Here is a 21,803-nt window from a genome sequence, read left to right on the forward strand (position 1 = left end):
TCCCGCATGACCCAGTACGTGGCCGCGATCGACCAGGGCACCACGTCGACGCGTTGCATGATCTTCGACCACTCCGGCCGGGTGGTGGCGGTCGACCAGAAGGAGCACGAGCAGATCTTCCCGAAGGCCGGGTGGGTCGAGCACGACGCGAAGGAGATCTGGCAGAACGCCCGCCAGGTCGCCGCCGGAGCGCTCGCCAGGGCCGACCTGTCCAACTCGGACATCGTCGCCGTCGGCATCACCAACCAGCGCGAGACCGCGCTGGTGTGGGACCGCACCACCGGTGAGCCCGTCTACAACGCCATCGTCTGGCAGGACACCCGCACCGACCGGATCGTCACCGAGCTCGGCAACAGGGGCGGCGGCCAGGAGCGCTACCGCGACAAGGTCGGCCTGCCGCTCGCCACCTACTTCTCCGGCCCCAAGGTCCGCTGGATCCTCGACAACGTCGAGGGCGCGCGGGAGAAGGCCGAGGCGGGCGACCTGATGTTCGGCAACATGGACACCTGGGTGCTGTGGAACATGACCGGCGGCGTGAACGGCGGCGTCCACGTCACCGACCCGACCAACGCCTCCCGCACCATGCTGATGGACCTCGACACCCTGCAGTGGGACGAGGAGATCGCGGCGGACATGGGCATCCCGATGTCGATGCTGCCCGAGATCCGGTCGTCGTCCGAGGTGTACGGCCAGGTGCGCGAACGCGGCGCGCTGGCCGGGGTGCCGATCGCCGGCATCCTCGGCGACCAGCAGGCGGCCACGTTCGGCCAGGCGTGCCTGTCGCCGGGCGAGGCCAAGAACACCTACGGCACCGGCAACTTCATGCTGCTCAACACCGGCACCGAGAAGGTGATGAGCGAGAACGGCCTGCTCACCACGATCTGCTACAAGATCGGCGAGTCGGCGCCCGTCTACGCGCTGGAGGGGTCGATCGCCGTCACCGGCTCGCTGGTGCAGTGGCTGCGCGACAACCTCGGCATGATCTCCTCGGCCGCGGAGATCGAGCGGCACGCCCGTTCCGTCGAGGACAACGGCGGCGCGTACTTCGTGCCCGCGTTCTCCGGCCTCTTCGCTCCGTACTGGCGTTCCGACGCCCGCGGCGCGATCGTCGGCCTCACCCGGTTCGTCAACAAGGGCCACCTCGCGCGCGCCGTGCTGGAGGCGACGGCGTTCCAGACCCGCGAGGTCCTCGACGCGATGAACGCCGACTCGGGCGTCGACCTGAAGGCGTTGAAGGTCGACGGCGGCATGGTCGTGAACGAGCTGCTGATGCAGTTCCAGGCCGACATCCTCGGCGTGCCGGTGATCAGGCCGGTCGTCAACGAGACCACCGCGCTGGGCGCCGCCTACGCCGCCGGTCTCGCGGTCGGGTTCTGGAAGTCCGAGGACGACATCCGCCAGAACTGGGCCGAGGACAAGAAGTGGGAGCCGCAGATGGACGACGCCCGCCGCGAGTCCGAGTACAAGAACTGGAAGAAGGCCGTCTCGAAGACCTTCGACTGGGTCGAGGACGAGTGAGGCCGCGCGGGGACGCGCCGCCGGTGCGTCCCCGCCAACGGCTTGCTCCCCGAAGCACTGTCCGTGACGACCCGCCCCGCTAACACTTCTCTTCCGTGTTTCGCCTGCCGCACGCGGGGACCCCGCGTGCGGCCCACTAGTACGCGGGGTCCCCGCGTACTAAAGGCACGTCACGCGGGGGAGGCGGTGTCCGTTGGGCGGGTGACACGCGGGCGGGTGTGAGGGGTAAACGGTGGGGCAGGGTCTCTGGCGTTCAGGTGGACGGGGTGGCGTGCACGATCACGTTGTCGCGGGTGCCGCAGGTGATCAGCCGCAGCCCCTTCTCCTGCCGCCCGCGCTCGACGGCCTCCGCGAAGAAGTCGTCGCGGATGATCCTCTCGGTGCGGGTCACGGTGAACAGCGCGACCGAACCGTCCTTCTTGGACACTTCGACGACGTCGCCCTGCACCAGGTCGTTCAGCCGGTAGAACACGCCTCTGGTGTTGTTGCTCTCGATCCGGCCCACGAGGATCCACTGCTCGTCGTGCAGCTGGTGCCAGCCCGCCTGCATGCCCTCGCTGGCGGGCGGCATCTCCACGACGCCCTGCGGGTCGAGCCCCAGCGCCACCAGCGACGACCGCACACCGATCCGATCGATCCGCAGCTCCATCGGATCGGAGTCGCCGAGCGGCGAGACCACCGGCGGCGGAGCGGCCTCGCTCGTCGCCGCCGACGGCTTCGGTGCCGGGCTCTGCGCACAGGCGCTCACCAGTGCCACGCTCAGCACCGCTATCAAGACACGAGTCCCCACGGACCTATTGACGCACATCCGGTGGCCCGGTTGCGCATCCACTCCCGACTGATCAACTTCCCGGTCCCCGTCCCGGTCAGGCGGTGCCGCCGCCTCCGGTCTCCGGAGCCCCCACCGGCACCACGACGGGTGCCTTGGGGCGCGGCGCGTGCGTCACCCACGGGCTCGTCGCGGGGCCGGTGCGGATCTCGAACGACGTGCGGCCGCTGTAGGCGTGGCCCAGCAGCACCGCAGGACCCGGCTCGCCGGGCGTGCCGGTACCACCCGGCCTGCATCGGCTGCCCGACCGGCGGGACCTCGACCAGGTTCGGAGGGCGGCATCCGCTGTCCACTTCGGACACCGTGGACGTCGTGGACGTCGTGGCTGAAGACGGTGGCGGCGAGACGTCAGGCGCGACCGCGCACCCGGCCAGCACGGCCAGTGCGGCGAGAAGTCCCCAGAACGAACGCATGCCCCGGACACGTGGGTGTCCGGGGCATGGTTGCCGTTGTTACCTAGTCGAGATCGTCGTGCCGCATCAGCTGGCGGCCGGCCTCGGTGATGGAGCCCGACAGCGACGGGTACACCGAGAACGTCGTCGCGAGGTGCTCCACGGTGAGCTGGTTCTGCACGGCCAGCGCGATCGGCAGGATCAGCTCGCTCGCGTTCGGGGCCACGACCACGCCGCCGATGACCACACCGGTGGCCGGGCGGCAGAACAGCTTCACGAAACCGCGGCGCAGCCCCTCCATCTTGGAGCGGGGGTTCGTGGCGAGCGGGAGCATGATCGTGCGGGCCGGGACCTCGCCGGAGTCGATCGCCTGCTGGCTGATGCCGACGCTCGCGATCTCCGGGTTGGTGAAGACGTTCGCGGCGACGGTCTTGAGCTTGATCGGGCTGACGCCCTCGCCCAGCGCGTGCCACATCGCGATGCGGCCCTGCATGGCGGCGACGGACGCGAGCAGCAGCACGCCGGTGCAGTCGCCCGCCGCGTAGACGCCGCTGACGTTCGTCCGGCTCACCCTGTCCACGGGGATGTAGCCGCCGCGGCCGAGCTCGATGCCGATCTTCTCCAGGCCGATGTCGGTCGTGTTGGGCACCGAGCCGACGGTCATCAGGGCGTGCGACGCCTCGATCGTGCGACCGTCTTCCAGGTGGATCAGGACGCCGTCGCCGGTGTTCTCGACCTTGTCGGCGCGGGCGTGCTTCACGACGGCCGTGCCGCGCTCGGCGAACACGTCCTCCAGCACCGCGGCCGCGTCGGCGTCCTCGTGGGGGAGCACCCGGTCCCGGCTGGAGACCATGGTGACCTTCACGCCCATCTCGGTGTAGGCGCTGGCGAACTCGACACCGGTGACACCGGAGCCGATGACGGCGAGGTGCTCCGGCAGCTCGGGCAGGTCGTAGATCTGCCGCCAGGTGAGGACGCGCTTGCCGTCCGGCTCGGCGCCCTGCAACACGCGCGGGGTCGCGCCCGTTGCGATCAGCACCACATCGGCTTCGAGGACCTCTTCGCTGCCGTCCGCGGCGATGGCGACGACCTCGTGCTGGGCGAGCCCGCGCGAGTCGTCGGCGAACTTCGCGCGGCCGTTGATCAGCCGCACGCCCTCGCGCTGCAACCGCGCCCGCACGTCGGCGGACTGCGCCAGCGCGAGGCCCTTCACCCGGCCGTGCACGACCGGGAGGTCCACGGCAGCGTGCTGGTTGTTGGTCTGAATGCCCAGCTCACCGGCGTTGCGGAAGGCGCTGCGGGCACCCGCCGACGCGATGAAGGTCTTCGACGGCACGCAGTCGTACAACACGCACGCGCCACCTGCCCCGTCGTTCTCCACCACGGTCACGTCGGCGCCGTGCTGGGCCGCGACCAGGGCTGCCTCGTAACCTGCGGGTCCGCCGCCCATGATGACGATGCGGGTCACGATCAGTTCCCTTCTGCGTGCTTGCTGGCCGGCACAACCGTACGCGTTGCCCGAATCGCGCGTGTCGTCAGTACCTAAAGCTGATCGATAGGTCGCTACGCTGTCGGACGTGCCGCTCTATGCCGCGTACGGGTCGAACATGGATCCGAACCAGATGATGGAGCGAGCCCCGTACTCCCCGCTCGCGGGGACCGGCTGGCTCGTCGGTTGGCGTCTGACGTTCGGTGGCGAGGACCTCGGCTGGGAAGGCGCCCTCGCGACGATCGTCGAGGAGCCCGACCACCAGACGTTCTGCGTCCTCTACGACGTCTCACCCCGCGACGAGTCGCGGCTGGACCGCTGGGAGGGTGCGCTCGGGCTCTACAAGAAGATCCGGCTGCGCGTGCAGACCCTGGAGGGGTCTGTGGTCGCGTGGCTCTACGTGCTGGACGCCTACGAGGGCGGCCTGCCGTCCGCGCGCTACATCGGCGTGGTCGCCGACGCGGCGGAGGCGGCCGGTGCGCCGGACGACTACGTGAACGACCTGCGGACACGTCCGTGCCAGGGCATCGGGCCGTGAGCGGCTGAAGCGCGGGAGGCGGTCAGGAACCGGCCGCCTCCGCGAGCAGCTCCACCAGGTGGTGGTGCAGGCGGCGGTAGTCGACCGGCGTGATGGTCGACCACGGCGGCTGTCCCTCGGCCGCGCGCCTCATCTGCAGGTAGCGGCCCTTCGGCGTGTCGTAGAACGCGACGACCCGCTCGGGCCTGATCCGCTTGCCCCACTTGTCGCGCGCGGCGGCGCCGAACTGGCCGCGGTTCGTGGCGTCGCGGACCATCTCGGCGAGCGTGTGGGCGTCGTCGGCGCGCAGGTGACCGCGCAGCGCCTCTTCGAGCTGCTCCGGAGTGGACGCCGAGGCGGCCGCCGCGTCGAGGTCCGCCGAGGGCAGGGTGATCGAATGGCCCTCGCCCGCCGGAGCGGACGGTAAGGCCGTCAGGGCCTCGCGCGGCAGCCCACCGGCCTCCGCGGGACGCAGCGTCAGCTGCCCGCCGTCGAGCACGGCGAGCACGCCCGCCTGGCCCTTGCCCGCCGCGAGGACGCGGACGCTGCGCTCGTCGAGCCACAGGCGGCCGTCCACCTCCTGCTGCGGGCGGTTCAGCACGTGCAGCAGGTCTTCGAGGGTCGGGTCCAGCGAACGCGGGCCGCCGAGGCCGCGCGCGCCGAGCTGGCCCCAGACGCGGTCCTCGATCTCTCGGCGCTCCTCGCGCGTCTTTCCCGGCGACGGCACCTTCAGCACCAGGGGCATGGTCTCCAGCCCCAGGTGCTCCCAGAGAACGTCGAACTCCAGCGCCGAGATGACCACCGGATCCCGTGTGTCGTTCATCCCGACGTCCAAGCCGAACAGGGTCATCAGTCGGTCGTGCTCTCCCCGATCACGGGCGGCGAGTACCCGCCCACGCCGTAGATGTCGTCGTGTTCGCGCAGGTAGTCGGCGGCCTTGTGCTCCAGGTCGTCCTCGTCCTCACCCTTGCGCGGCCCCATGCCGCCGAAGGGGTCGAACGCCTGCGGCATCGGCACGGCCCTGCGGTGCACCTGGTCCTGGCCCTGCGCGCCGACCGTGCCCATCGGACCCATCGCGGAACCGGAGTTCGCGACACCCGCCACGTGGTGGCCCTGGTTCATCACGGTGCCCATCGCGGCACCGGACGCCATGGTCGCGCCCTCCTGCATCTCCTTCGGCCCGTCCACGCCGCCGGACGAGCCGGAGCCGGACCGGCCGGAGCGCTGGCCGGGCACGCCCGCGCCCGCGGTGCCGGTACCGCCGGGACCCGTGCCACCCGGACCGGTGCCGTTCGGGTTGACGGTGGTGGAGGTGTGCTTCGCGGCGGCGGGCGCCGCCGTCGTGCTGGAGGTGCTCGTCGTCGAACCGGGCGAGGCCGTGGTGCGCGGCGGGGGAACCGTGCTGCCTCCGCGCGTCGTGGTCGTGCGGCCGCGGGTGCCGCCGGGCCCCGTGCCGTGCGGGCCGCCGCCCCAGACCGCGGCCGTGCCGATGTTCACGCCACCGCCGTGCGCGACACCGCTGCTGCTGATCTGCAGCTGCGGCGGCTGGCTGAACTGGCCGAGCGTCGCGGTGTTCGCCGTCGTGGACGACGCGTAGGTGCTCATGACCTCGCGGGCGCGGCGCTCGGCGGAGTCCTGGGCCGCCTCCTGCTTCTCGAAGTCGGTCTGGCCGCCGAAGAGGTGGGTGAGGCCGGTGACCAGCGCACCCGGCTGCTCCGCGGTCACGGTGACCGGCGCCGGCATGTCCGCACGGGCCTTCGAGACGTACCCGGCCTGCAGCTCCGCCGAGTAGCGCATGACGTCGGCGCCGGTGCGCGCGCCGTCCGCCCACGCGGCGATCGGGTTCAGGCCGGACTGCGCCATCTCGGCGGCCTTGCCCGACCACTTGGCGCCCGACAGCGTGATGCCCTTGTGCAGGTCGTCGTTGATCTCGGTGAGCGCGGCCGACACGCCCTGCCAGCGCTCCATCGACGCGAACGACGCCGCGGGGCCGGGGCCCGAGTGGATGCGCTCGTACAGCTCCTTGTGGCTGTACCCCTGCCAGCGGTGTTCTGCCATGGTCAGCACCCGCTCTTGTTCATCATGCCGGTGTTGTCGCCCTCGACCACGGCGTACTGGCGCTCGATCTGGTTGAGGTTGTCCATCGCGGTCTTGAGCTGCCGCTGGTAGTTGAGCAGCGCCTGCAGCGCCGAGTCACCGTCGGAGATCGACCTGTCGTTGAACTTCTCGGCGGCCTCCTGGCTCACCGGGTCGCCCGCCCATGGCCGCACGCGGAACTCGGTGATCGCCATCTCGATCTGCTTGTCGAGCTTCGTGAGCGCCGCCGAGAACGTGTTCCGCAACGCCGGGATGGCCTCCGGTTCCACGTTCAGGTGGTGCTGGACGGGTGGCGAGGCGTCAGCCCCGCTGCGTCCTCCTGGCGGCATCGCGCAACCTCCGGCGATCGTGCGTACAAGCGCGCCGTCACTCTATCCACCGAAGGTAACGCTGTGGAGTGCGTTCAGTGACATCCCCCCGTGTGGGTCAGCGCTTCTGGAGCAAACTGGCCATCACGGCCTCTGCCACCCGCTGGGCGCCGAGACAAAGATGATCTTGTTGTACGGCAGTGGAATTGCCGCCGTCGCGGAACATCACGTCCACGAACTGCCCATCCGCCACGTCTATCTCCACAGTGCAGACGTCGTGCACGTCGGGTGTGCGGACGGTAATCGCCGTGAACCCCTCGATCACTCCGACGGTGTGATCGACCTGTGCGTTCTCCGAGAGCCAGACGTCCGCCCCCGACACGAGCACGAGTGCGATCCTCGCCACGTTCCCGCTCGTCGTGCTCCGGATCGTGCACGCCTTGGCGCCGCCGAAGCTCGTCTCGACGTACGCGCTCGGCGGGTTGTCCAGGCTCAGCGACACGCGCTGGTCCGGCGTCAGCAGCTCGCACGGCTCCACCCCGTCGAGCGGCACCTCACGCGGCCGCGGCGGGAAGTCCAGCTGCGAGACCGTCGTGGTGACCGGCGCCGGAGGCTCGGGCGGCGACGAGGTCAGCGAGCTCTGCCGCGGCGCGGCCGTGCATCCGGCCAGCACCGCCGCGACGACGATCAGGAGCGCCGTGGTCCGCATGGCGGGTCACGGTAGCCGGTCTTCGGCGGTTCGTGACCACACCAGTTCGTCGACGCCCTGGTCATCGGCGGTCTCGCCGCCGGGAAGACGACCCTGAGGGGTGAAGCCGCACCGCTGCGCGAGCCGCCGCGCGGCCTCGTCGGACGCCGGGTGCCGGAAGACGACCCGCCGCAGGTCCGCGGCGCCGAACGCCCAGCCCAGCACCGCGTCGAGCGACGTCGGCAGCGCGTCCTCGTCCGGACGGGCGGGATGGGTCCAGCACGTCACCCGTGCCGACCCCGCCTGTGCGTCGATGTCGTGGAGGACGATCCCGGCGACGACCTCCGCGCTCACCGCGTCGCACACCGCCCACGACCAGCTGCGGTCTTCCTCCCAGCCGGTGGTCGTCATCTCGACGAACCCCTCGGCGCCGGTCACGCCGTCGATGCGGGCGTACCGCGCGGTCACCGGGTCCGCGAAGACGGCGGCGAGCACCGGCACGTCGTCGATCCGGTCGTCGGTGCGGAAAGCGCGCAGGTAGTGCTCACCCGCGTTGATCTCGACTGGCTCCACGCGGCAGAGGTTAGCTCTCGCCGGTGAACCCGTCGTACCGTTCGGCCAGCCCGTCGAGCTCGGCCCGGTGCGCGGACGCGGGCGTGCCGTCCGGTGCGGTCGTCAGCTCGACCACCCAGTCGACGTCCTCGGCGTCGTCCTCACCCGCGAGCATGTCCCGGTGCACCGCGCACGGCCCCCAGCCGTCCCGCAGCAGCTCCTCGGCGAGCCCCTCCGCGTCACCGCGGTCCGGCAGGATCACCAGCACCGTCGGCGGGATCAGCCCGCGCAACGCCAGCGCCTCGCGCAACGCCGCCGTGTCCGGCACGTGCACCCCGTCCAAGCCCGCCTCGCGCGCGGCGGCGGCGTTCTCCGCGGAGTCGTCGCAGAACACCCCGGTCTCGTACCCGAGCTCGTCGAGCACGCGCCGGTAGATCGCCGGATCAGGCTTGGCGAGCCCCAGCCGCGCCGAGTTGAAGACCGCGTCGAACTCGCCGTCCAGCCCGAGCACCTTCAGGTCGTCTTCGAGCCGCGTCGTCGCGTTGGACAGCAACGCCACGAAACACTGCCGCCGCGCCGTCCGCACCAACGCCAGCGCCTCGGGAACCACCGACCCGACAACCGCCCACGCGTCGACCTCGTCCCGCGGCACGACCTCGGCGATCTCGGCCCGCCACTGCTCGTCGCTGATCTCACCAGTGACCGCACGATGCAGCAACGAAGCCTCGAACGCGACCTCCGCGATCCGCGCCGGTGTGGGCGGGTACGCGCGCAGCACACCGTCGAGATCGAGCAACAGCAACGGTTTCACCGCCGCCGCCCGTTCCACTGCCCCCACAGGATCGCCACGGCGGGGATCAGCAACAGGATCAGCGGGTTCTTCACCAGCGTGAAGAACGCGACGATCACCAGCACCCCGACGACGGGCACGAACGTGCTCTCCCAGCGGCGAGCAGGTGCCCGCGGCGGCTCGGGGAACATCGCCATCGGCGCGGCGAACTGAGGCCGCGGGTCGGGCAGGTCGTGGAACAACGCCATCAGCTCGCCCCGCGTCTTGGCGGTGGTGATCTTCGCGGACCGCTCGCCGTACTCCTCGACGTCGATGCGGCCCGCGCTCATGTGCTCACCGAGCACCTGCAACGCCTGCTGCCGTTCGGCGTCGCCGACGCGGATGTCCCTCGACGGGTCGCTCACGTCGTCAATCGTAGGCGAGCGGCCGGGGAGGCCGGGGTGCGCGGCGGCGGATCACAGCGTTCACCCCGGCCCGCGCGGCTCAGTCCTTCAGCTCGCAGATCACGGTGCCCTGCGTGATCGGGTCCCCGGCCGCGGCGGCCAGCCCCGTCACGGTGCCCGCCTTGTGCGCGGTCACCGGGTTCTCCATCTTCATGGCCTCCAGCACCACGATCAGGTCACCCGCCTCGACGGTCTGCCCGTCCTCGACGGCCACCTTCACGATCGTGCCCTGCATCGGCGCGGCCACCGCGTCACCGGACACGGCGGCGCCACCGCCACCGGCGCGCTTGGCCTTCGGCTTCTTCGCGGCGGCACCGGCGGCCGGACGGGTGCCGACGGCCAGGTCACCGGGCAGCGACACCTCCAGCCGCCGTCCACCGACCTCGACGACGACGGTCTGGCGCGGCGCGTCCTCCGCGACCTCGCCGGAACCGGTGAAGGGCGGGATCCGGTTGTCGAACTCCGTCTCGATCCAGCGCGTGTGGACGGTGAAGCCCTCGGGCTTCTCGGCGGTGAAGGCCGCGTCGCGCACGATCGCGCGGTGGAACGGCAGCACCGTCGCCATGCCGTCGACGACCATCTCGTCCAGGGCGCGGCGGGCGCGGGCCAGGGCCTCGTCGCGGGTCTCGCCGGTGACGATCAGCTTGGCGAGCAGCGAGTCGAACTGGCCGCCGATGACCGAGCCGGACTCGACGCCCGCGTCCACGCGGACACCGGGGCCGGACGGCGCCACGAACGACGTGACCGTGCCGGGCGCGGGCAGGAAGCCGCGGCCCGCGTCCTCGCCGTTGATGCGGAACTCGATCGAGTGCGCGCGCGGGGCCGGGTCCTCGGTGAAGCGCAGCTTCTCGCCGGCCGCGATGCGGAACTGCTCGCGCACCAGGTCGATGCCCGTCGTCTCCTCCGAGACCGGGTGTTCGACCTGCAGGCGGGTGTTGACCTCCAGGAACGAGATCGACCCGTCGAGGCCCACGAGGTACTCGACGGTGCCGGCGCCGTGGTAGCCGGCCTCCAGGCAGATGGCGCGGGCGGAGGAGTGGATCGTGGCGCGCTGCTCGTCGGTCAGGAACGGCGCGGGGGCCTCCTCGACGAGCTTCTGGTGGCGGCGCTGGAGGGAGCAGTCGCGGGTGCCGACGACGATGACGTTGCCGTGGGTGTCGGCGAGGACCTGGGCCTCGACGTGGCGCGGCTTGTCGAGGTAGCGCTCGACGAAGCACTCGCCGCGGCCGAACGCCGTGACGGCCTCGCGCACGGCCGAGTCGAACAGCTCGGGGATCTCCTCGATCGTCCGCGCGACCTTCAGGCCGCGACCGCCACCGCCGAACGCCGCCTTGATCGCGACGGGGAGACCGTGCTCCCGCGCGAACGCGACGACCTCGTCCGGGCCGGACACGGGGTCCTTGGTGCCGGGCACCAGCGGTGCGCCGGCGCGGGTGGCGATGTGCCGTGCGGTCACCTTGTCGCCGAGGTCGCGGATCGCCTGCGGGGTCGGGCCGATCCACACCAGGCCCGCGTCGAGCACGGCCTGCGCGAAGTCGGCGTTCTCGGACAGGAAGCCGTAGCCGGGGTGCACGGCGTCCGCTCCGGACTGCGCGGCGGCGCCGAGGACCTTCTCGATCGACAGGTAGCTCTCGCCGGGGGTGCTGCCGCCGAGGGCGAACGCCTCGTCGGCGAGCCGGACGAACGGCGCGTCGCGGTCGGGGTCGGCGTAGACGGCGACGCTCGTGAGACCGGCGTCACGGCAGGCGCGGATGACCCGGACGGCGATCTCACCGCGGTTGGCGATGAGGACCTTGCGCAGCGACACGGCGTCGTACCTCCTGCTGGGACCGATAATTACGGCTCTGGCTGGTGCCGCAGTCTACGGAAATCAGCGAACCCGGAGAGGGAGAGACGGCTCACTCCGCCACCATGGTGGCGCGATCGGCGACAATGCGCGATGTGGGTGGAACCAGGTCTGTGCAGGTGACCGCCGTCGCCGCTGCCGTGATCGTCATCGCGGGGCTGGTGTACGCCTATTTTCAGAGGCCCGACAACACCGATTCAGGTCAATACGGAGCCGACTCGGGAATGCGCTGCGGAACCACCGCGTGTCAGGTCGTGATCGGCAAGTCGGTGGGGCGGGACCTCGTCGAGCTGCTCGCCGGGACGGGCGGCGGGCGCATCAGGGTCACCGGCGAGTCGGGCCCGTTCGCCTTCGAGATGATCATCGCCGAGTCCGGTGCCGCGGTGACCGACAAGTCGTTGCAGTGCGTGGAGGCGGAGGTCAGCGTCTGCCTCGTGCACGGCGCCCGCGGCAGTGAGCTGCTGGGCGAGGTGCTGGTGCGCAAGGACGGCACGTGGTCGCGTGCGCAGGCGTACCTCGCCACGGGCGGGTACCTCGGGCTGCACGACGTGGACGAGGACGGCACGGCGGACGTCGTCGCCGTGCAGCTCGCGTGCGACGGCCAGTGCGCCAACGCGTTCGTGCAGGTTTTTTCGGTGCTGGGACCGGATCTGGGCTGTACGGCGGCGGCACCGGCGCGGGACCAGCTCCCTGGCTGGCCCGCACCGGTGCCGTCGTTGTCGCAGCTGCGCCCGTGCGCTGACTGAACGCTGCGCGAGACGTTCTGCCCCTTCTCCCGCCACACACCCCGCCCGTGTGTCACCCACCCAGCTTCCCCCGCCTCCGCTGCGTGACGTGGCTTTAGTACGCGGGGACCCCGCGTACCAACCACGCGGACGGAAGGTCCCCGCGTGCGGAAGGGGAAACACGGAAGATGAGGTGCGGATGGGGTGGGGGGTTACGAACAGTGCTCCCTGGGAGCGTGCTCAGGCGGTCACTAGGTCCTTCTCGGCCGGGGTCTCCGGCTCGGAGATGAGGTTCTCGCTGCGGGCCACCAGCACCGGGACGGTGATCTGGCCCGCCACGTTGGTCGCGGTGCGCATCATGTCGAGGATCGGGTCGATCGCGTAGACCACGGCCACACCGGTCGCGATCACCTGCGGCGGCAGGCCGACGACGCTCAGGGTCAGCGTGAGCATCGTGTACCAGCCGGTGGTTCCGGCGGTGGCCAGCGCGCCGAACACGGCGACGAGGACGATGCCGGCGTACTGCCAGACCGAGAGCTGGATGCCGAACATGTTGGCGATGAAGATCGTCGCGACGGCCGGGTAGACCGCGGCGCACCCGTCCATCTTGGTCGTGGTGCCGAGCGGCACGGCGAAGTTCGCGTACTCCTGCGAGACGCCGAGGTCCGTCGCGGCCTTGCGGGACAACGGAAGCGTGGCGCCCGACGAGCGGGACACGAACGCGAACTGCAGCGCGGTGCCTGCCTTGCGGAAGAACTCGACCGGCGAGGTCTTGCCGACGAACTTCAGCAGCACCGGGTAGACGACGAACAGCACCAGCGCCGTGCCCAGGTAGACGGCGAGGATCAGCGAGAACAGCGGTCGTACGAACGAGTTGCCGTAGGACGCGACCGCGTTGCCGATCAGGCCGAAGATGCCGATGGGCGCGAGCAGGATGATCCAGCCGACGACCTTCTGCACGATGTCGAAGAACGACCGGACGAGGTTGGTGAACGGCGCGGCCTTGTCGCCCAGCGCGTACGCGGCGAAGCCGACCAGGACGGCGATGAAGACGACCTGGAGCACCTCGCCCTCGGTGAAGGCGCTGAAGATGTTCGTGGGCACCAGGTTGTCGAGCAGCGCCTGCCACGAGCCGGACGCGCGTTTGGCGAGCTTGTCGACGGCTCCGGCGGCGGGCTCGATCTGCAGGCCGGTGCCGGGCTTGAGGACCGTCGCGACCGCGAGCCCGATCAGGACCGCGATGAACGACGTGATGGCGAACCACAGGAACGTCTTGCCGCCGAGCCTGGCCGCGGTCCGCCCGCCGCCGAGGTTCCGCAGCGACGCGATGCCGACGACGATCGCCGTGAACACCAGCGGGATGACGGTGAGCTGCAGCAGCGCCGTGAAGGTGGAGCCGATCTTGGCGAGCACGGGCGCGAGCCACGTGCCCTTGCCGAGCCAGCCGGCGAGGGCTCCGAGCACTAGGGCGCCGAGCACGGTGAAGCCGAACACCTTGGGTTTGCGGTACGTCTGGACGAAGGACACAGGGATCTCCTGCAACAGGGGTGAGCGAAAAGGGCCGTCGGAGCAGTCAGCTCCGACAGCTCGCGCTGGTCCTGCGCGCCAGGTCGATGTGCCTGCGCTTCGTCAAGTACTCGTTCACCACTCGCCCCCAACGCTCGCGGTGAGGGCAGTCTTCCCTGATCAGGTGAAGTGTGACCAGGGCTACCAGAGTGTGGACACCGGAACACCCAGTCGGCCGAGCAGCTTCCGGGTGAGCGGCAGGCTGATGCCGATCACGGACGTGTGGTCGCCGTCGATGCCGTCGATGAACCAGCCGCCCAGCCCGTCGATGGTGAAGGCGCCCGCGACGTGCAGCGGCTCCCCGGTCGCGAGGTACGCCTCCAGCTCCTCGTCCGACGGCGTGCCGAACCGCACGGTGGTCGACTCGGCGGCCGACGCGCGGTCCACGACGACCCCGCCGGACACCTTCAGCACGGTGTGGCCGGTGATCAGCTCGCCGCTCTTGCCCGCGATCCGCCGCCACCGCTCCCGCGCGACCTCGGTCGTGCCGGGCTTGCCCAGCAGCTCGCCCTCGAACAGCAGCATCGAGTCGCAGCCGACGACGACGCACTCGTCGTCGTGCTCGACGGCCTCGGCCTTCGCCTCGGACAGCGCGACGACGGTCTGTTCGGGCGTCGGGTCGCCGAGCGACGCGACGAGTGCGTCCTCGTCGACGCCGGAGACGCGGACGACGGGCTCGACGCCGGCGGCACGCAGGACGCTAAGACGGGCGGGAGACTGGGAGGCCAGGATCAGACGCACGCCCGGAGTCTGTCACGCCGCCGGGAGCGGCCACCCGCCTGAACGCGACCGCCGCGGCGATGCCGACCAGCAGCACCGCGATCAGCAGGAGGAACGTCGCCCGCACGGCCGTGGTGAAGTCGCCGGTCGAGGCCAGCACGATCTGCAGCACCGCGCCGGTGCCCGCGCTGCCCAGCACGTTCCCGAACTGGCGGGACGTGTTGTAGATGCCGGCGCCCGCGCCCAGCAGCGACCGGTCGAGCGTGCGCGTCGCGATGTTCGTCAGCGGTGAGAACACGAGCCCCATGCCGACGCCGAGCGCGATCATCGACGGCAGCAGCGGCCACTGGGAGCCGTCGCCGAGCAGGAACGCCATCGCCGCGATGCCGAGCGCCATCAGCGCGAACCCGGTGATCGGCAGGTACTTGGCGTCCGCCCGGTTCGACCACCGCCCCGCGAAGACCGCCACCACGCCGGACATCAGCGACGCCGGTGCCGTGACCAGGCCCGTCATCAGCGGTGACAGCTTCGGCACGGTCTGCAGGAACAGCGCCAGCGGCACGAACACGCCGGTCACCGCGATGCCGATGGAGATGTTGGCGACGTTGCCGAGCGAGAAGTTGCGGTTGCGGAAGATCCGCAACGGCATCAGCGGCTCCGGGTTGCGCGGGGACGCCTGCCACAGCACGAACCCCGCGAGCACGAGCACCCCGGCCGCGATGACCTCGCTGACGGTGATGGGCCCCGCGACCTGTCCCCACCGGTAGTGCTCGCCGTTCTGGACGCCGAACACCACCAGCGCGAGGCCCGCGCAGCACAGCACCACGCCGAGGACGTCGAACCTCGGCACCCGGTTCGGCCGCAGGTCGGGCACCCACACGACCAGCAGCGTCACCGCGAGCACACCGATCGGGAGGTTCACGAAGAAGATCCACTCCCAGCCCAGGTGCGTGACCAGCACCCCGCCGAGCAGCGGCCCGGAGACCGTCGCGAGCCCGGCCACCGACCCCCACAGCCCGAGCGCCGCGCCGCGCTTGTCCGGCGGGAACAGCTGGGTGATGAACGCCATCGTCTGCGGCGTCATGGCCGCGGCGCCCAGCCCCTGGAAGACGCGGGACGCGATCAGCGCCTCCGCGGTGGTCGACAGGCCGCACGCGAGGGAGGCGAGCAGGAACAGCACGAGGCCGAAGCCGTAGAGCCGCTTCGGCCCGAACCGGTCGCCCAGCCGCCCGGTCAGCAGCAACGGCACGGCGAACGCCAGCAGGTACGCGCTGACCACCCAGATCACGTCGTTCAGCGACGCGCCCAGGTCGGTGATCATCGACGGCAGGGCGACGTTGACGATGGTCGTGTCGAGCAACGTCATGAAGAAGCCGACGCACAGCGCGTACACCGCCCGCCACCGCACCCGGTCCGTCCGAGTAGTACTACTGATGCGCGATCACCTCTCCGGTCGGCACTCTCGTTCAAGTGAAGCGCTGGGTGCTTGTCCTCTCCGAACGCGGTTCCGGTCGCGAAGGCAAGCGCAGACGGATCGCGGCCCTGCTCGTCGTGCTCGGCGGTCTCATTGGATCGTGGGGCGTTGGAACCGTGCTCGCGAGCGACCCGATCGGCTATGGAGTGCCCATCTGGCCGTTCGCCGACACCGCCGACCGGGCGGAGAACGCGCTCCTCACCGAGGTCGTGCCCGCCGTGCGCGGCAACCTGCCGATCGAGCGGGCCGACGTGCAGGTGCTGCGCAGGACGACCGCCTACGGCAGCGCGTTCTGGACCCTGAAGCTGGAGGTCGACGGCGAGACCCGCTGCCGCGAGGTCGCCGTCGGTCTCCGCGTCACCAGCCGCCGGGTCCAGTGCTCCTGACCGGCCGCACGACCTCCGTCACCGCGAGGCGCAGGTGAAGGACCTCGCGCTGCCGATGTCACCCGATCCGGTGTACTTCGGCCAGCTGGGGTACAGGCACAGCGGCCTGGTGCGGCCGGGGACCCCGGCGTCGTCGGTCACCACGACGTCGTTCTTCGGGTCGATGCCCTTCTCCACCCAGTTCTCGATCGTCGCCAGCTGGTCCCACTCGGGGTGGAAGGCCGACGAGAAGCCGTGCTGGGCGCCGGGGACCTCGTAGTAGCGGAGGAACGAGCTGACCCGCGCCGGTCCCATCGTCGCCTGCACGCGCGAGTGGTACTGCGCGGTCGTCCTGGCCGCCGGTTCGGCACCGCCCGTCCAGAGCAGGAGCTTCCCGCCGTTCTTCCGGAACGGCGACAGGTCGGTGATGTTGGAGAAGAGGCTCGAATGAGCTTCGATGCGGGACGCGAGCCCGCTGCCGCTCGCGAGGTCCATCGTGAGGGTGTTGAAGCCGGGGTCTCCCGCGATCATGTGGCGCAGGACGCCGTCGGCCAGGAACATGCCCATCCGCGGGGTCGGCGGGAAGGCGGGTGGCGTCGCGCCGTACGCGCTGAGCTGGAACAACATGTCCTTGTGGACGGAGCCGGGCACGCCACCGCCGTGGTCGGCGAGGTAGACCGGCTGGCCGGGGATGCTCGACTCGCCGGTGCCGACCGCGTACGACAGGGACAGCGGGTCGTTGATCTTCTTCAGGGCGGTGAGCTGCACGTCGGACAGGCAGGAGTCGCCCGTGTCCGCTCCTCCCGGGCACCTCAGGGTGGCGGGGTCGAACCGGGCCTCGCAGCCGCGGCCGTCGCTGATCACGCCGTCCCGCACGCCGTCGAGCGCGTCACACGCTCCCAGCACGCCCTGGTAGAGGGTGTGGCGTTCCGCCTCGTTCAGCCAGGCTCCCGGCACGGCCGTCGCCTGGGCGGCCTTGAGACCTTCGAGGGCCACCGCTGTCACGTTCCAGCCCGGTGCGCCCGCGACCACGCCGTTCCAGTCGGACGGCCAGCGCTGCGCGACGGCCAGCGCCTCGCCGCCGCCCTTCGAGTAGCCGATGAAGTACGACTTGTGAGGCGTGCGGCCGTAGTGGGAGTCGATCAGCTTCATCGCGACGTCGCGGGTCTTCTTCAACGCGTCACCGGCGTAGTTCCTGAGCGCCTCCTGGTTGGCGCCGAAGGCGGCGGGGTGTTCCCCTTCCGCGTTCTGGTGGCCCGAGTCGCTGGAGAACACCGCGTAGCCCCGGCTGAGCGGGAGCGGCTGCTTCTGGGAGCCCCAGAGGTTCGACGCGTTCGTGAGCGGAGGGATGGTCCCGTTCAGACCGGCGCCGCCGAGCATCGCGGCCTTGCCGTTCCACTTCTCCGGGAGAGCCAGCTGGAACCTGATGTCCGGCGCGGCCGGGTCGACCGGCTTGATGGTGCCGGACACCAGGCAATGGCGGCCGTACGCCTGGTTCCCGGTGCCACCGGCGTCCGCGGAGATCGCCGAGGCGACGGTGGCACCGCCCGTGGGCAGGCCGATGGCGTGGGCCGGGATCTTGACCCTGGCCAGGTCGGAGCACCTCTTCCCGGGGGCGGCGTTCACCTCGCCGCCGAAGGACCCGGCCAGGGGGATCGCGAGGGCCGTGACCATTAACGCCGCGGTCAGGGCGATCTGCGATTTCTTGCGCGTTGAAGACATGTTCTTCCTCTTCAAGCTCGGTTTGTGCCGGTCCGCGGACGCGGTTGGCATTTGCTGTCTGGTTGGCAGTTGATGACAGGCAGGGCATGGGTGTGCGGCACGACCTCCGCGGGTCCGTGCCGGTGTCAGGTTCGAACGGTGGTGGGGCTGAGCGGTGCCAGCCCCGAGTGGCCTCAGCCTCGGACGGTGGCGAGCATTTCCGCGTACAGCGCGAACGGGTCCGTCTTACCGCCCTGGCGCACCCACAGCTCCGACGCGGCGTCGACGCACGCGAACACCGTGGCGATGACGGCCACCGCGCGCGGATCGGGGGTCGGGCCCGGCTCGATGCCCATCCGGGCCTCGATGACGGGCACCAGCGCGGCCTGCCACCTCAGCCGCTTCTCGTAGTACCGCGACCGCAGCGGCGGGTTGTCGAAGATCAGCGTGTTGATCTCCAGTATCTGGGCCGGTGTGTGCTTCGCCGAGGAGATGGCGGCGAACCCGGCGAGCAGCGCGTCCCACGGCGAGACGTCCGGCGGCTGGGCCTCGACGGTGCTGACCAGCAGCCGGCCGAAGCCGTCCTGGTCGCCGCAGACCAGGTCCTCCTTGGTGCCGAAGTAGCGGAAGAGCGACCGCTGCGACACCCCGGCCTGCTTGGCGATCTGCCCGACGGTCACGTTCTCGTAGCCGTGCTCGGCGAACAGCGCCAGCGCGACCTCGACGATCTCCGCGACGACGGCCTGTCGCGACCTGTCCCACAGCGTGGCCGGCTGGCGCGATGTGTCCATGACCCTCAATCGCGGTCGGCGGCAGCCCCGTCTGGCTCACCTGGATCAGGTACATGATGTCCCGATCGACCGGTGAAGTCGAACGCGTGGTCAGGTGGCGGGTGCCACCATGCGCGAGATCATCTTCGCCACGAGGGTGCGGGGCAGGAGGCGGCGGCTCACGAAGGCCGTCACCCTGTTGCCCCTGCCCACGATCACGCTCGCCGGGGTGGTCTTGCGCTCGAGCGCCTTCAACGCGGTCGTCACGACCTCCTCCGGGGTCCCCATGCGGGTGCCGCCCGCGGCCTTCTCGGTGCCGGTGACGTCGAAGAACTCGGTGCGGGTCGCACCCGGCGACAAGGTCATCACGCGCAGCCCGGTGCCGAGCGACTCCACCCACAGCGCCTCGGTGAAGCTCAGCACGAACGCCTTGGTCGCGCCGTAGACCGACATCACGGGCGTGGGCGAGAACCCGGCCATGCTCGCGACGTTGATCAGGAAGCCGTCCCCGCGGGCGCGCAGCTGCCCGATGAACGCGCGGCTGATGTCCACGACCGCGGCGACGTCGACCGCGATCTCCTGCTGGAGGCGCTCGGCGTCCTCCTCGTGGAACGGGCCGTACGTGGCGAAGCCCGCGTTGTTGATGACGCTGGTGACCGTGGCGCCGAGCCGGCCTGCCTCGTCGACCAGCCGTGCCCCGATGCCCGGCTGGCTGAGGTCGGCGGCGATCACGTGCACCCGCACGCCGTGTGCCGTGCGCAGCTGTGCCGCCAGCTCTTCCAAGCGGTCTTCGCGACGGGCGACCAGCACCAGATCGGCTCCGCGCTGGGCCAGCCGCCGGGCGAACTCGGCGCCGATGCCCGCGCTCGCGCCGGTGACCAGCACTGTCTGCCTGCTGTAGTCCATGACGACACAGTAGGACAACCTGGCAGTGACTGTCTACCGGTCGTCTTGTGTCAGGTTGGTGGCGACGAAAAAACCCGGCTCGCGGGAGCGAGCCGGGTCTTCGGTCCTGGGACGGGTGCCGGGGCTAGCCGGGGAAACCGGACGCGCGCCAGGCACCGGGGCCGTGCCGGAGCGGGCGGCGGACGCGGCGGGCCGGGTTGGCCCACTCCGAACGCCGCTTCGGCGCCTCCTCGACCGGCGCGGCCGAGGCCAGACCGGCGATGACGGCCGTCAGCGCCGCCAGCTCGTGGTCGTCGGGCGTGCCCTTGACGACCCGCAGCAGCGGCTTTTCCTGTGGCTTTTCTTGGGGCTTCTCGTCGGGGGCGGTCACAGCGGGATGTTCCCGTGCTTCTTGGGCGGCAGCGTCTCGCGCTTGTCCCGCAGCATCGACAGCGCCCGCGCCACGTGCCCGCGGGTGTAGGACGGCGGGATCACCGAGTCGACGTACCCGCGTTCGGCGGCCACGTACGGGTTGCACAGGGTGTCCTCGTACTCCTGCTGAAGCTTCGCGCGCAGAGCGTCGACGTCCTCGCCGTTCTGCGCCGCGGCCGCGAGGGTCTTGCGGTGCACGATGTTCGCCGCACCCGACGCGCCCATGACGGCGATCTGCGCGGTCGGCCACGCCAGGTTGATGTCCGCGCCGAGGTGCTTGGACCCCATGACGTCGTACGCGCCGCCGTACGCCTTGCGCGTGATCACGGTGACGAGCGGGACGGTCGCCTCGGCGTAGGCGTAGATCAGCTTCGCGCCGCGCCGGATGATGCCGTTCCACTCCTGGTCGGTGCCGGGCAGGAAGCCGGGCACGTCCACGAACGTCAGCACCGGGATGTTGAACGCGTCGCAGGTCCGCACGAACCGCGCCGCCTTCTCCGAGGCGTCGATGTCGAGGCAGCCGGCGAACTGGGTGGGCTGGTTCGCGACGACGCCGACGCTGTGGCCGTCCACCCGGCCGAAGCCGACCAGGATGTTCGGCGCGAACAGCGGCTGGACCTCCAGGAAGTCGCCGTCGTCGAGCACGCGGTTGACGACCTCGTGCATGTCGTACGGCTGGTTCGCGGAGTCCGGGATCAGGGTGTCGAGCTCGCGGTCGGAGTCGGTGATCGAGTCCGCGATCGACCCCTCGGCGAGCGTGCCCTCGAACGCGGGCGCGTCGGAGAGGTTGTTCGACGGCAGGTAGCTCAGCAGCTCCTTGACGTACGCGATCGCGTCCTCCTCGTCGCTGCCGAGGTAGTGCGCGTTGCCGGACTTGGTGTTGTGCGTGCGACCGCCGCCCAGCTCCTCCATCGTGACGTCCTCGCCGGTGACCGTCTTGATGACGTCCGGGCCGGTGATGAACATGTGCGAGGTCTGGTCGACCATCACCACGAAGTCGGTCAGCGCGGGGGAGTAGACGTGCCCGCCCGCGTTGGAGCCCATGATCAGCGAGATCTGCGGGATCACGCCGGACGCCTTCACGTTGCGGGAGAAGATCTCGCCGTACAGGCCGAGCGAGACGACACCCTCCTGGATGCGCGCGCCGCCGCCCTCGTTGATGCCGATGATCGGGCGGCCGGTCTTGATCGCCAGGTCCATGACCTTGACGATCTTCTCGCCGTAGACCTCGCCGAGCGAGCCGCCGAACACCGTGACGTCCTGGGAGAACACGCACACCGGACGGCCGTCGACGGTGCCGTAGCCGGTCACCACGCCGTCGCCGTACGGGCGGTTGCGCTCCTGCCCGAAGTTCGTGGAGCGGTGCCGCGCCAGCTCGTCCAGCTCGACGAACGAACCGGGGTCGAGCAGCAGCTCGATGCGCTCGCGGGCGGTCTTCTTGCCCTTCGCGTGCTGCTTCTCGACCGCGCGTGCGGACCCGGCGTGGACCGCCTCGTCGTCGCGCCGGTAGAGGTCAACGAGCTTGCCCGCGGTGGTGTGGACGTCCGGGGCGCCGGAAGAGGCGTCTGCCGGGACGTGCCCGATCGGCTCGGTCGCACTGCTCATGAGGCCGCAGCCTAACGAGACCATTGCTGAACCGCTCCGTGCAGTTGTCCAGGTCACGCTGGCTGTTGACCGGTTCAGGGCCCGCACGCTC

23 protein-coding genes are annotated in these 21,803 nt (G+C 70.6%); 4 read left to right on the forward strand and 19 right to left on the reverse strand.

Translation table 11 applies throughout. The annotated features are described in order from the left end of the window. Window positions 1-6: 6 nt before the first annotated feature. Window positions 7-1,518 (forward strand): glycerol kinase GlpK, encoded by a 1,512-nt coding sequence (gene glpK / locus BLT23_RS10220; RefSeq protein ID WP_090048056.1) that lies wholly within the window; start codon window positions 7-9, stop codon window positions 1,516-1,518. 253 nt (window positions 1,519-1,771) lie between these two features. Here the strand turns inward: glpK and BLT23_RS10225 are convergent, their stop codons facing one another. From BLT23_RS10225 to BLT23_RS10230, 3 genes are all read right to left on the reverse strand, one after another. After that, window positions 1,772-2,275 carry a sortase domain-containing protein gene (locus BLT23_RS10225; RefSeq protein ID WP_143035885.1) on the reverse strand — a complete coding sequence of 168 codons (504 nt, stop codon included), beginning with the start codon at window positions 2,273-2,275 and terminating at the stop codon, window positions 1,772-1,774. A gap of 109 nt (window positions 2,276-2,384) precedes the next feature. Then, complete coding sequence (locus BLT23_RS40640) at window positions 2,385-2,537, reverse strand: hypothetical protein (protein WP_176946672.1); 153 nt, start codon at window positions 2,535-2,537, stop codon at window positions 2,385-2,387. Window positions 2,538-2,803: 266 nt separating this feature from the next. Next, the gene (locus tag BLT23_RS10230; protein ID WP_090048058.1) at window positions 2,804-4,207 is read right to left on the reverse strand and encodes an NAD(P)H-quinone dehydrogenase; all 1,404 of its coding nucleotides are present in this window, start codon (window positions 4,205-4,207) and stop codon (window positions 2,804-2,806) included. Window positions 4,208-4,316: 109 nt separating this feature from the next. Here BLT23_RS10230 and BLT23_RS10235 point away from each other — a divergent pair, with 109 nt between their 5' ends. Beyond that, a complete protein-coding gene (locus BLT23_RS10235) occupies window positions 4,317-4,766 on the forward strand; it encodes a gamma-glutamylcyclotransferase family protein (protein ID WP_090048059.1) in 450 nt (149 codons plus the stop codon). A gap of 22 nt (window positions 4,767-4,788) precedes the next feature. Here the strand turns inward: BLT23_RS10235 and BLT23_RS10240 are convergent, their stop codons facing one another. The 8 genes from BLT23_RS10240 to BLT23_RS10275 form a co-directional block, all read right to left on the reverse strand. After that, window positions 4,789-5,568, reverse strand: coding sequence for an ESX secretion-associated protein EspG (locus BLT23_RS10240; RefSeq protein ID WP_245743876.1), 780 nt, complete (start codon window positions 5,566-5,568; stop codon window positions 4,789-4,791). Between the two features lie 26 nt (window positions 5,569-5,594). Then, the gene (locus tag BLT23_RS10245; protein WP_090048545.1) at window positions 5,595-6,803 is read right to left on the reverse strand and encodes a PPE domain-containing protein; all 1,209 of its coding nucleotides are present in this window, start codon (window positions 6,801-6,803) and stop codon (window positions 5,595-5,597) included. A gap of 2 nt (window positions 6,804-6,805) precedes the next feature. Further along, window positions 6,806-7,171 (reverse strand): transcriptional regulator, encoded by a 366-nt coding sequence (locus BLT23_RS10250; protein WP_090048061.1) that lies wholly within the window; start codon window positions 7,169-7,171, stop codon window positions 6,806-6,808. A 97-nt stretch (window positions 7,172-7,268) separates the two neighbouring features. Continuing rightward, window positions 7,269-7,859 (reverse strand): DUF3558 domain-containing protein, encoded by a 591-nt coding sequence (locus BLT23_RS10255; RefSeq protein ID WP_090048062.1) that lies wholly within the window; start codon window positions 7,857-7,859, stop codon window positions 7,269-7,271. Between the two features lie 6 nt (window positions 7,860-7,865). Then, window positions 7,866-8,411 carry a GNAT family N-acetyltransferase gene (locus tag BLT23_RS10260; protein WP_090048063.1) on the reverse strand — a complete coding sequence of 182 codons (546 nt, stop codon included), beginning with the start codon at window positions 8,409-8,411 and terminating at the stop codon, window positions 7,866-7,868. Window positions 8,412-8,421: 10 nt separating this feature from the next. Beyond that, window positions 8,422-9,192: an HAD-IA family hydrolase gene (locus BLT23_RS41600; RefSeq protein ID WP_143035886.1), complete on the reverse strand. Its 771-nt coding sequence runs from the start codon at window positions 9,190-9,192 to the stop codon at window positions 8,422-8,424. Window positions 9,193-9,197: 5 nt separating this feature from the next. Further along, complete coding sequence (locus tag BLT23_RS10270) at window positions 9,198-9,584, reverse strand: DUF1707 SHOCT-like domain-containing protein (RefSeq protein WP_090048065.1); 387 nt, start codon at window positions 9,582-9,584, stop codon at window positions 9,198-9,200. Window positions 9,585-9,663: 79 nt separating this feature from the next. Continuing rightward, window positions 9,664-11,430: an acetyl/propionyl/methylcrotonyl-CoA carboxylase subunit alpha gene (locus tag BLT23_RS10275; RefSeq protein ID WP_090048066.1), complete on the reverse strand. Its 1,767-nt coding sequence runs from the start codon at window positions 11,428-11,430 to the stop codon at window positions 9,664-9,666. 263 nt (window positions 11,431-11,693) lie between these two features. Here BLT23_RS10275 and BLT23_RS10280 point away from each other — a divergent pair, with 263 nt between their 5' ends. Continuing rightward, window positions 11,694-12,215 carry a hypothetical protein gene (locus BLT23_RS10280; RefSeq protein ID WP_143035887.1) on the forward strand — a complete coding sequence of 174 codons (522 nt, stop codon included), beginning with the start codon at window positions 11,694-11,696 and terminating at the stop codon, window positions 12,213-12,215. Window positions 12,216-12,434: 219 nt separating this feature from the next. Here the strand turns inward: BLT23_RS10280 and BLT23_RS10285 are convergent, their stop codons facing one another. From BLT23_RS10285 to BLT23_RS10295, 3 genes are all read right to left on the reverse strand, one after another. Then, entirely contained in the window at window positions 12,435-13,721 is a 1,287-nt protein-coding gene (locus tag BLT23_RS10285; protein ID WP_090048068.1) for a dicarboxylate/amino acid:cation symporter, read from the reverse strand. 180 nt (window positions 13,722-13,901) lie between these two features. Then, window positions 13,902-14,501: a Maf family protein gene (locus BLT23_RS10290; protein ID WP_090048069.1), complete on the reverse strand. Its 600-nt coding sequence runs from the start codon at window positions 14,499-14,501 to the stop codon at window positions 13,902-13,904. After that, entirely contained in the window at window positions 14,461-15,873 is a 1,413-nt protein-coding gene (locus BLT23_RS10295) for an MFS transporter (protein WP_245743877.1), read from the reverse strand. The genes BLT23_RS10290 and BLT23_RS10295 overlap by 41 nt, the downstream gene beginning before the upstream one ends. Window positions 15,874-15,950: 77 nt before the next feature. Between BLT23_RS10295 and BLT23_RS10300 the strand changes: the two genes are divergently transcribed. Continuing rightward, window positions 15,951-16,340, forward strand: a complete 390-nt coding sequence (locus BLT23_RS10300; protein WP_090048070.1) for a hypothetical protein — start codon at window positions 15,951-15,953, stop codon at window positions 16,338-16,340. Between the two features lie 18 nt (window positions 16,341-16,358). Here BLT23_RS10300 and BLT23_RS10305 read toward each other — a convergent pair whose 3' ends face one another. The 5 genes from BLT23_RS10305 to BLT23_RS10325 form a co-directional block, all read right to left on the reverse strand. Continuing rightward, complete coding sequence (locus BLT23_RS10305) at window positions 16,359-18,041, reverse strand: tannase/feruloyl esterase family alpha/beta hydrolase (protein WP_176946678.1); 1,683 nt, start codon at window positions 18,039-18,041, stop codon at window positions 16,359-16,361. Between the two features lie 173 nt (window positions 18,042-18,214). Further along, window positions 18,215-18,811 carry a TetR/AcrR family transcriptional regulator gene (locus tag BLT23_RS10310; RefSeq protein WP_090048072.1) on the reverse strand — a complete coding sequence of 199 codons (597 nt, stop codon included), beginning with the start codon at window positions 18,809-18,811 and terminating at the stop codon, window positions 18,215-18,217. A 90-nt stretch (window positions 18,812-18,901) separates the two neighbouring features. Further along, complete coding sequence (locus BLT23_RS10315) at window positions 18,902-19,696, reverse strand: SDR family NAD(P)-dependent oxidoreductase (RefSeq protein ID WP_090048073.1); 795 nt, start codon at window positions 19,694-19,696, stop codon at window positions 18,902-18,904. A 124-nt stretch (window positions 19,697-19,820) separates the two neighbouring features. Further along, window positions 19,821-20,066: an acyl-CoA carboxylase subunit epsilon gene (locus tag BLT23_RS10320; RefSeq protein ID WP_090048074.1), complete on the reverse strand. Its 246-nt coding sequence runs from the start codon at window positions 20,064-20,066 to the stop codon at window positions 19,821-19,823. After that, window positions 20,063-21,712, reverse strand: a complete 1,650-nt coding sequence (locus tag BLT23_RS10325; protein ID WP_090048075.1) for an acyl-CoA carboxylase subunit beta — start codon at window positions 21,710-21,712, stop codon at window positions 20,063-20,065. Before BLT23_RS10325 ends, BLT23_RS10320 begins: the two co-directional genes overlap by 4 nt. Between the last annotated feature and the right edge of the window lie 91 nt (window positions 21,713-21,803).

Origin of the sequence: Lentzea fradiae (genome assembly GCF_900100955.1) — a bacterium.
In the GTDB taxonomy this organism is placed as follows: domain Bacteria; phylum Actinomycetota; class Actinomycetes; order Mycobacteriales; family Pseudonocardiaceae; genus Lentzea; species Lentzea fradiae.

Coding starts and splice junctions, on each gene's coding strand:
- glpK (WP_090048056.1), top strand. CDS start 7: ATGACCCAGTACGTGGCCGCGATCGACCAGGGCACCACGTCGACGCGT.
- BLT23_RS10250 (WP_090048061.1), bottom strand. CDS start 7,171: ATGCCGCCAGGAGGACGCAGCGGGGCTGACGCCTCGCCACCCGTCCAG.
- BLT23_RS10280 (WP_143035887.1), top strand. CDS start 11,694: ATGCGCTGCGGAACCACCGCGTGTCAGGTCGTGATCGGCAAGTCGGTG.
- BLT23_RS10325 (WP_090048075.1), bottom strand. CDS start 21,712: ATGAGCAGTGCGACCGAGCCGATCGGGCACGTCCCGGCAGACGCCTCT.
- BLT23_RS10305 (WP_176946678.1), bottom strand. CDS start 18,041: ATGTCTTCAACGCGCAAGAAATCGCAGATCGCCCTGACCGCGGCGTTA.
- BLT23_RS10315 (WP_090048073.1), bottom strand. CDS start 19,696: ATGGACTACAGCAGGCAGACAGTGCTGGTCACCGGCGCGAGCGCGGGC.
- BLT23_RS10240 (WP_245743876.1), bottom strand. CDS start 5,568: ATGAACGACACACGGGATCCGGTGGTCATCTCGGCGCTGGAGTTCGAC.
- BLT23_RS10310 (WP_090048072.1), bottom strand. CDS start 18,811: ATGGACACATCGCGCCAGCCGGCCACGCTGTGGGACAGGTCGCGACAG.
- BLT23_RS10255 (WP_090048062.1), bottom strand. CDS start 7,859: ATGCGGACCACGGCGCTCCTGATCGTCGTCGCGGCGGTGCTGGCCGGA.
- BLT23_RS10245 (WP_090048545.1), bottom strand. CDS start 6,803: ATGGCAGAACACCGCTGGCAGGGGTACAGCCACAAGGAGCTGTACGAG.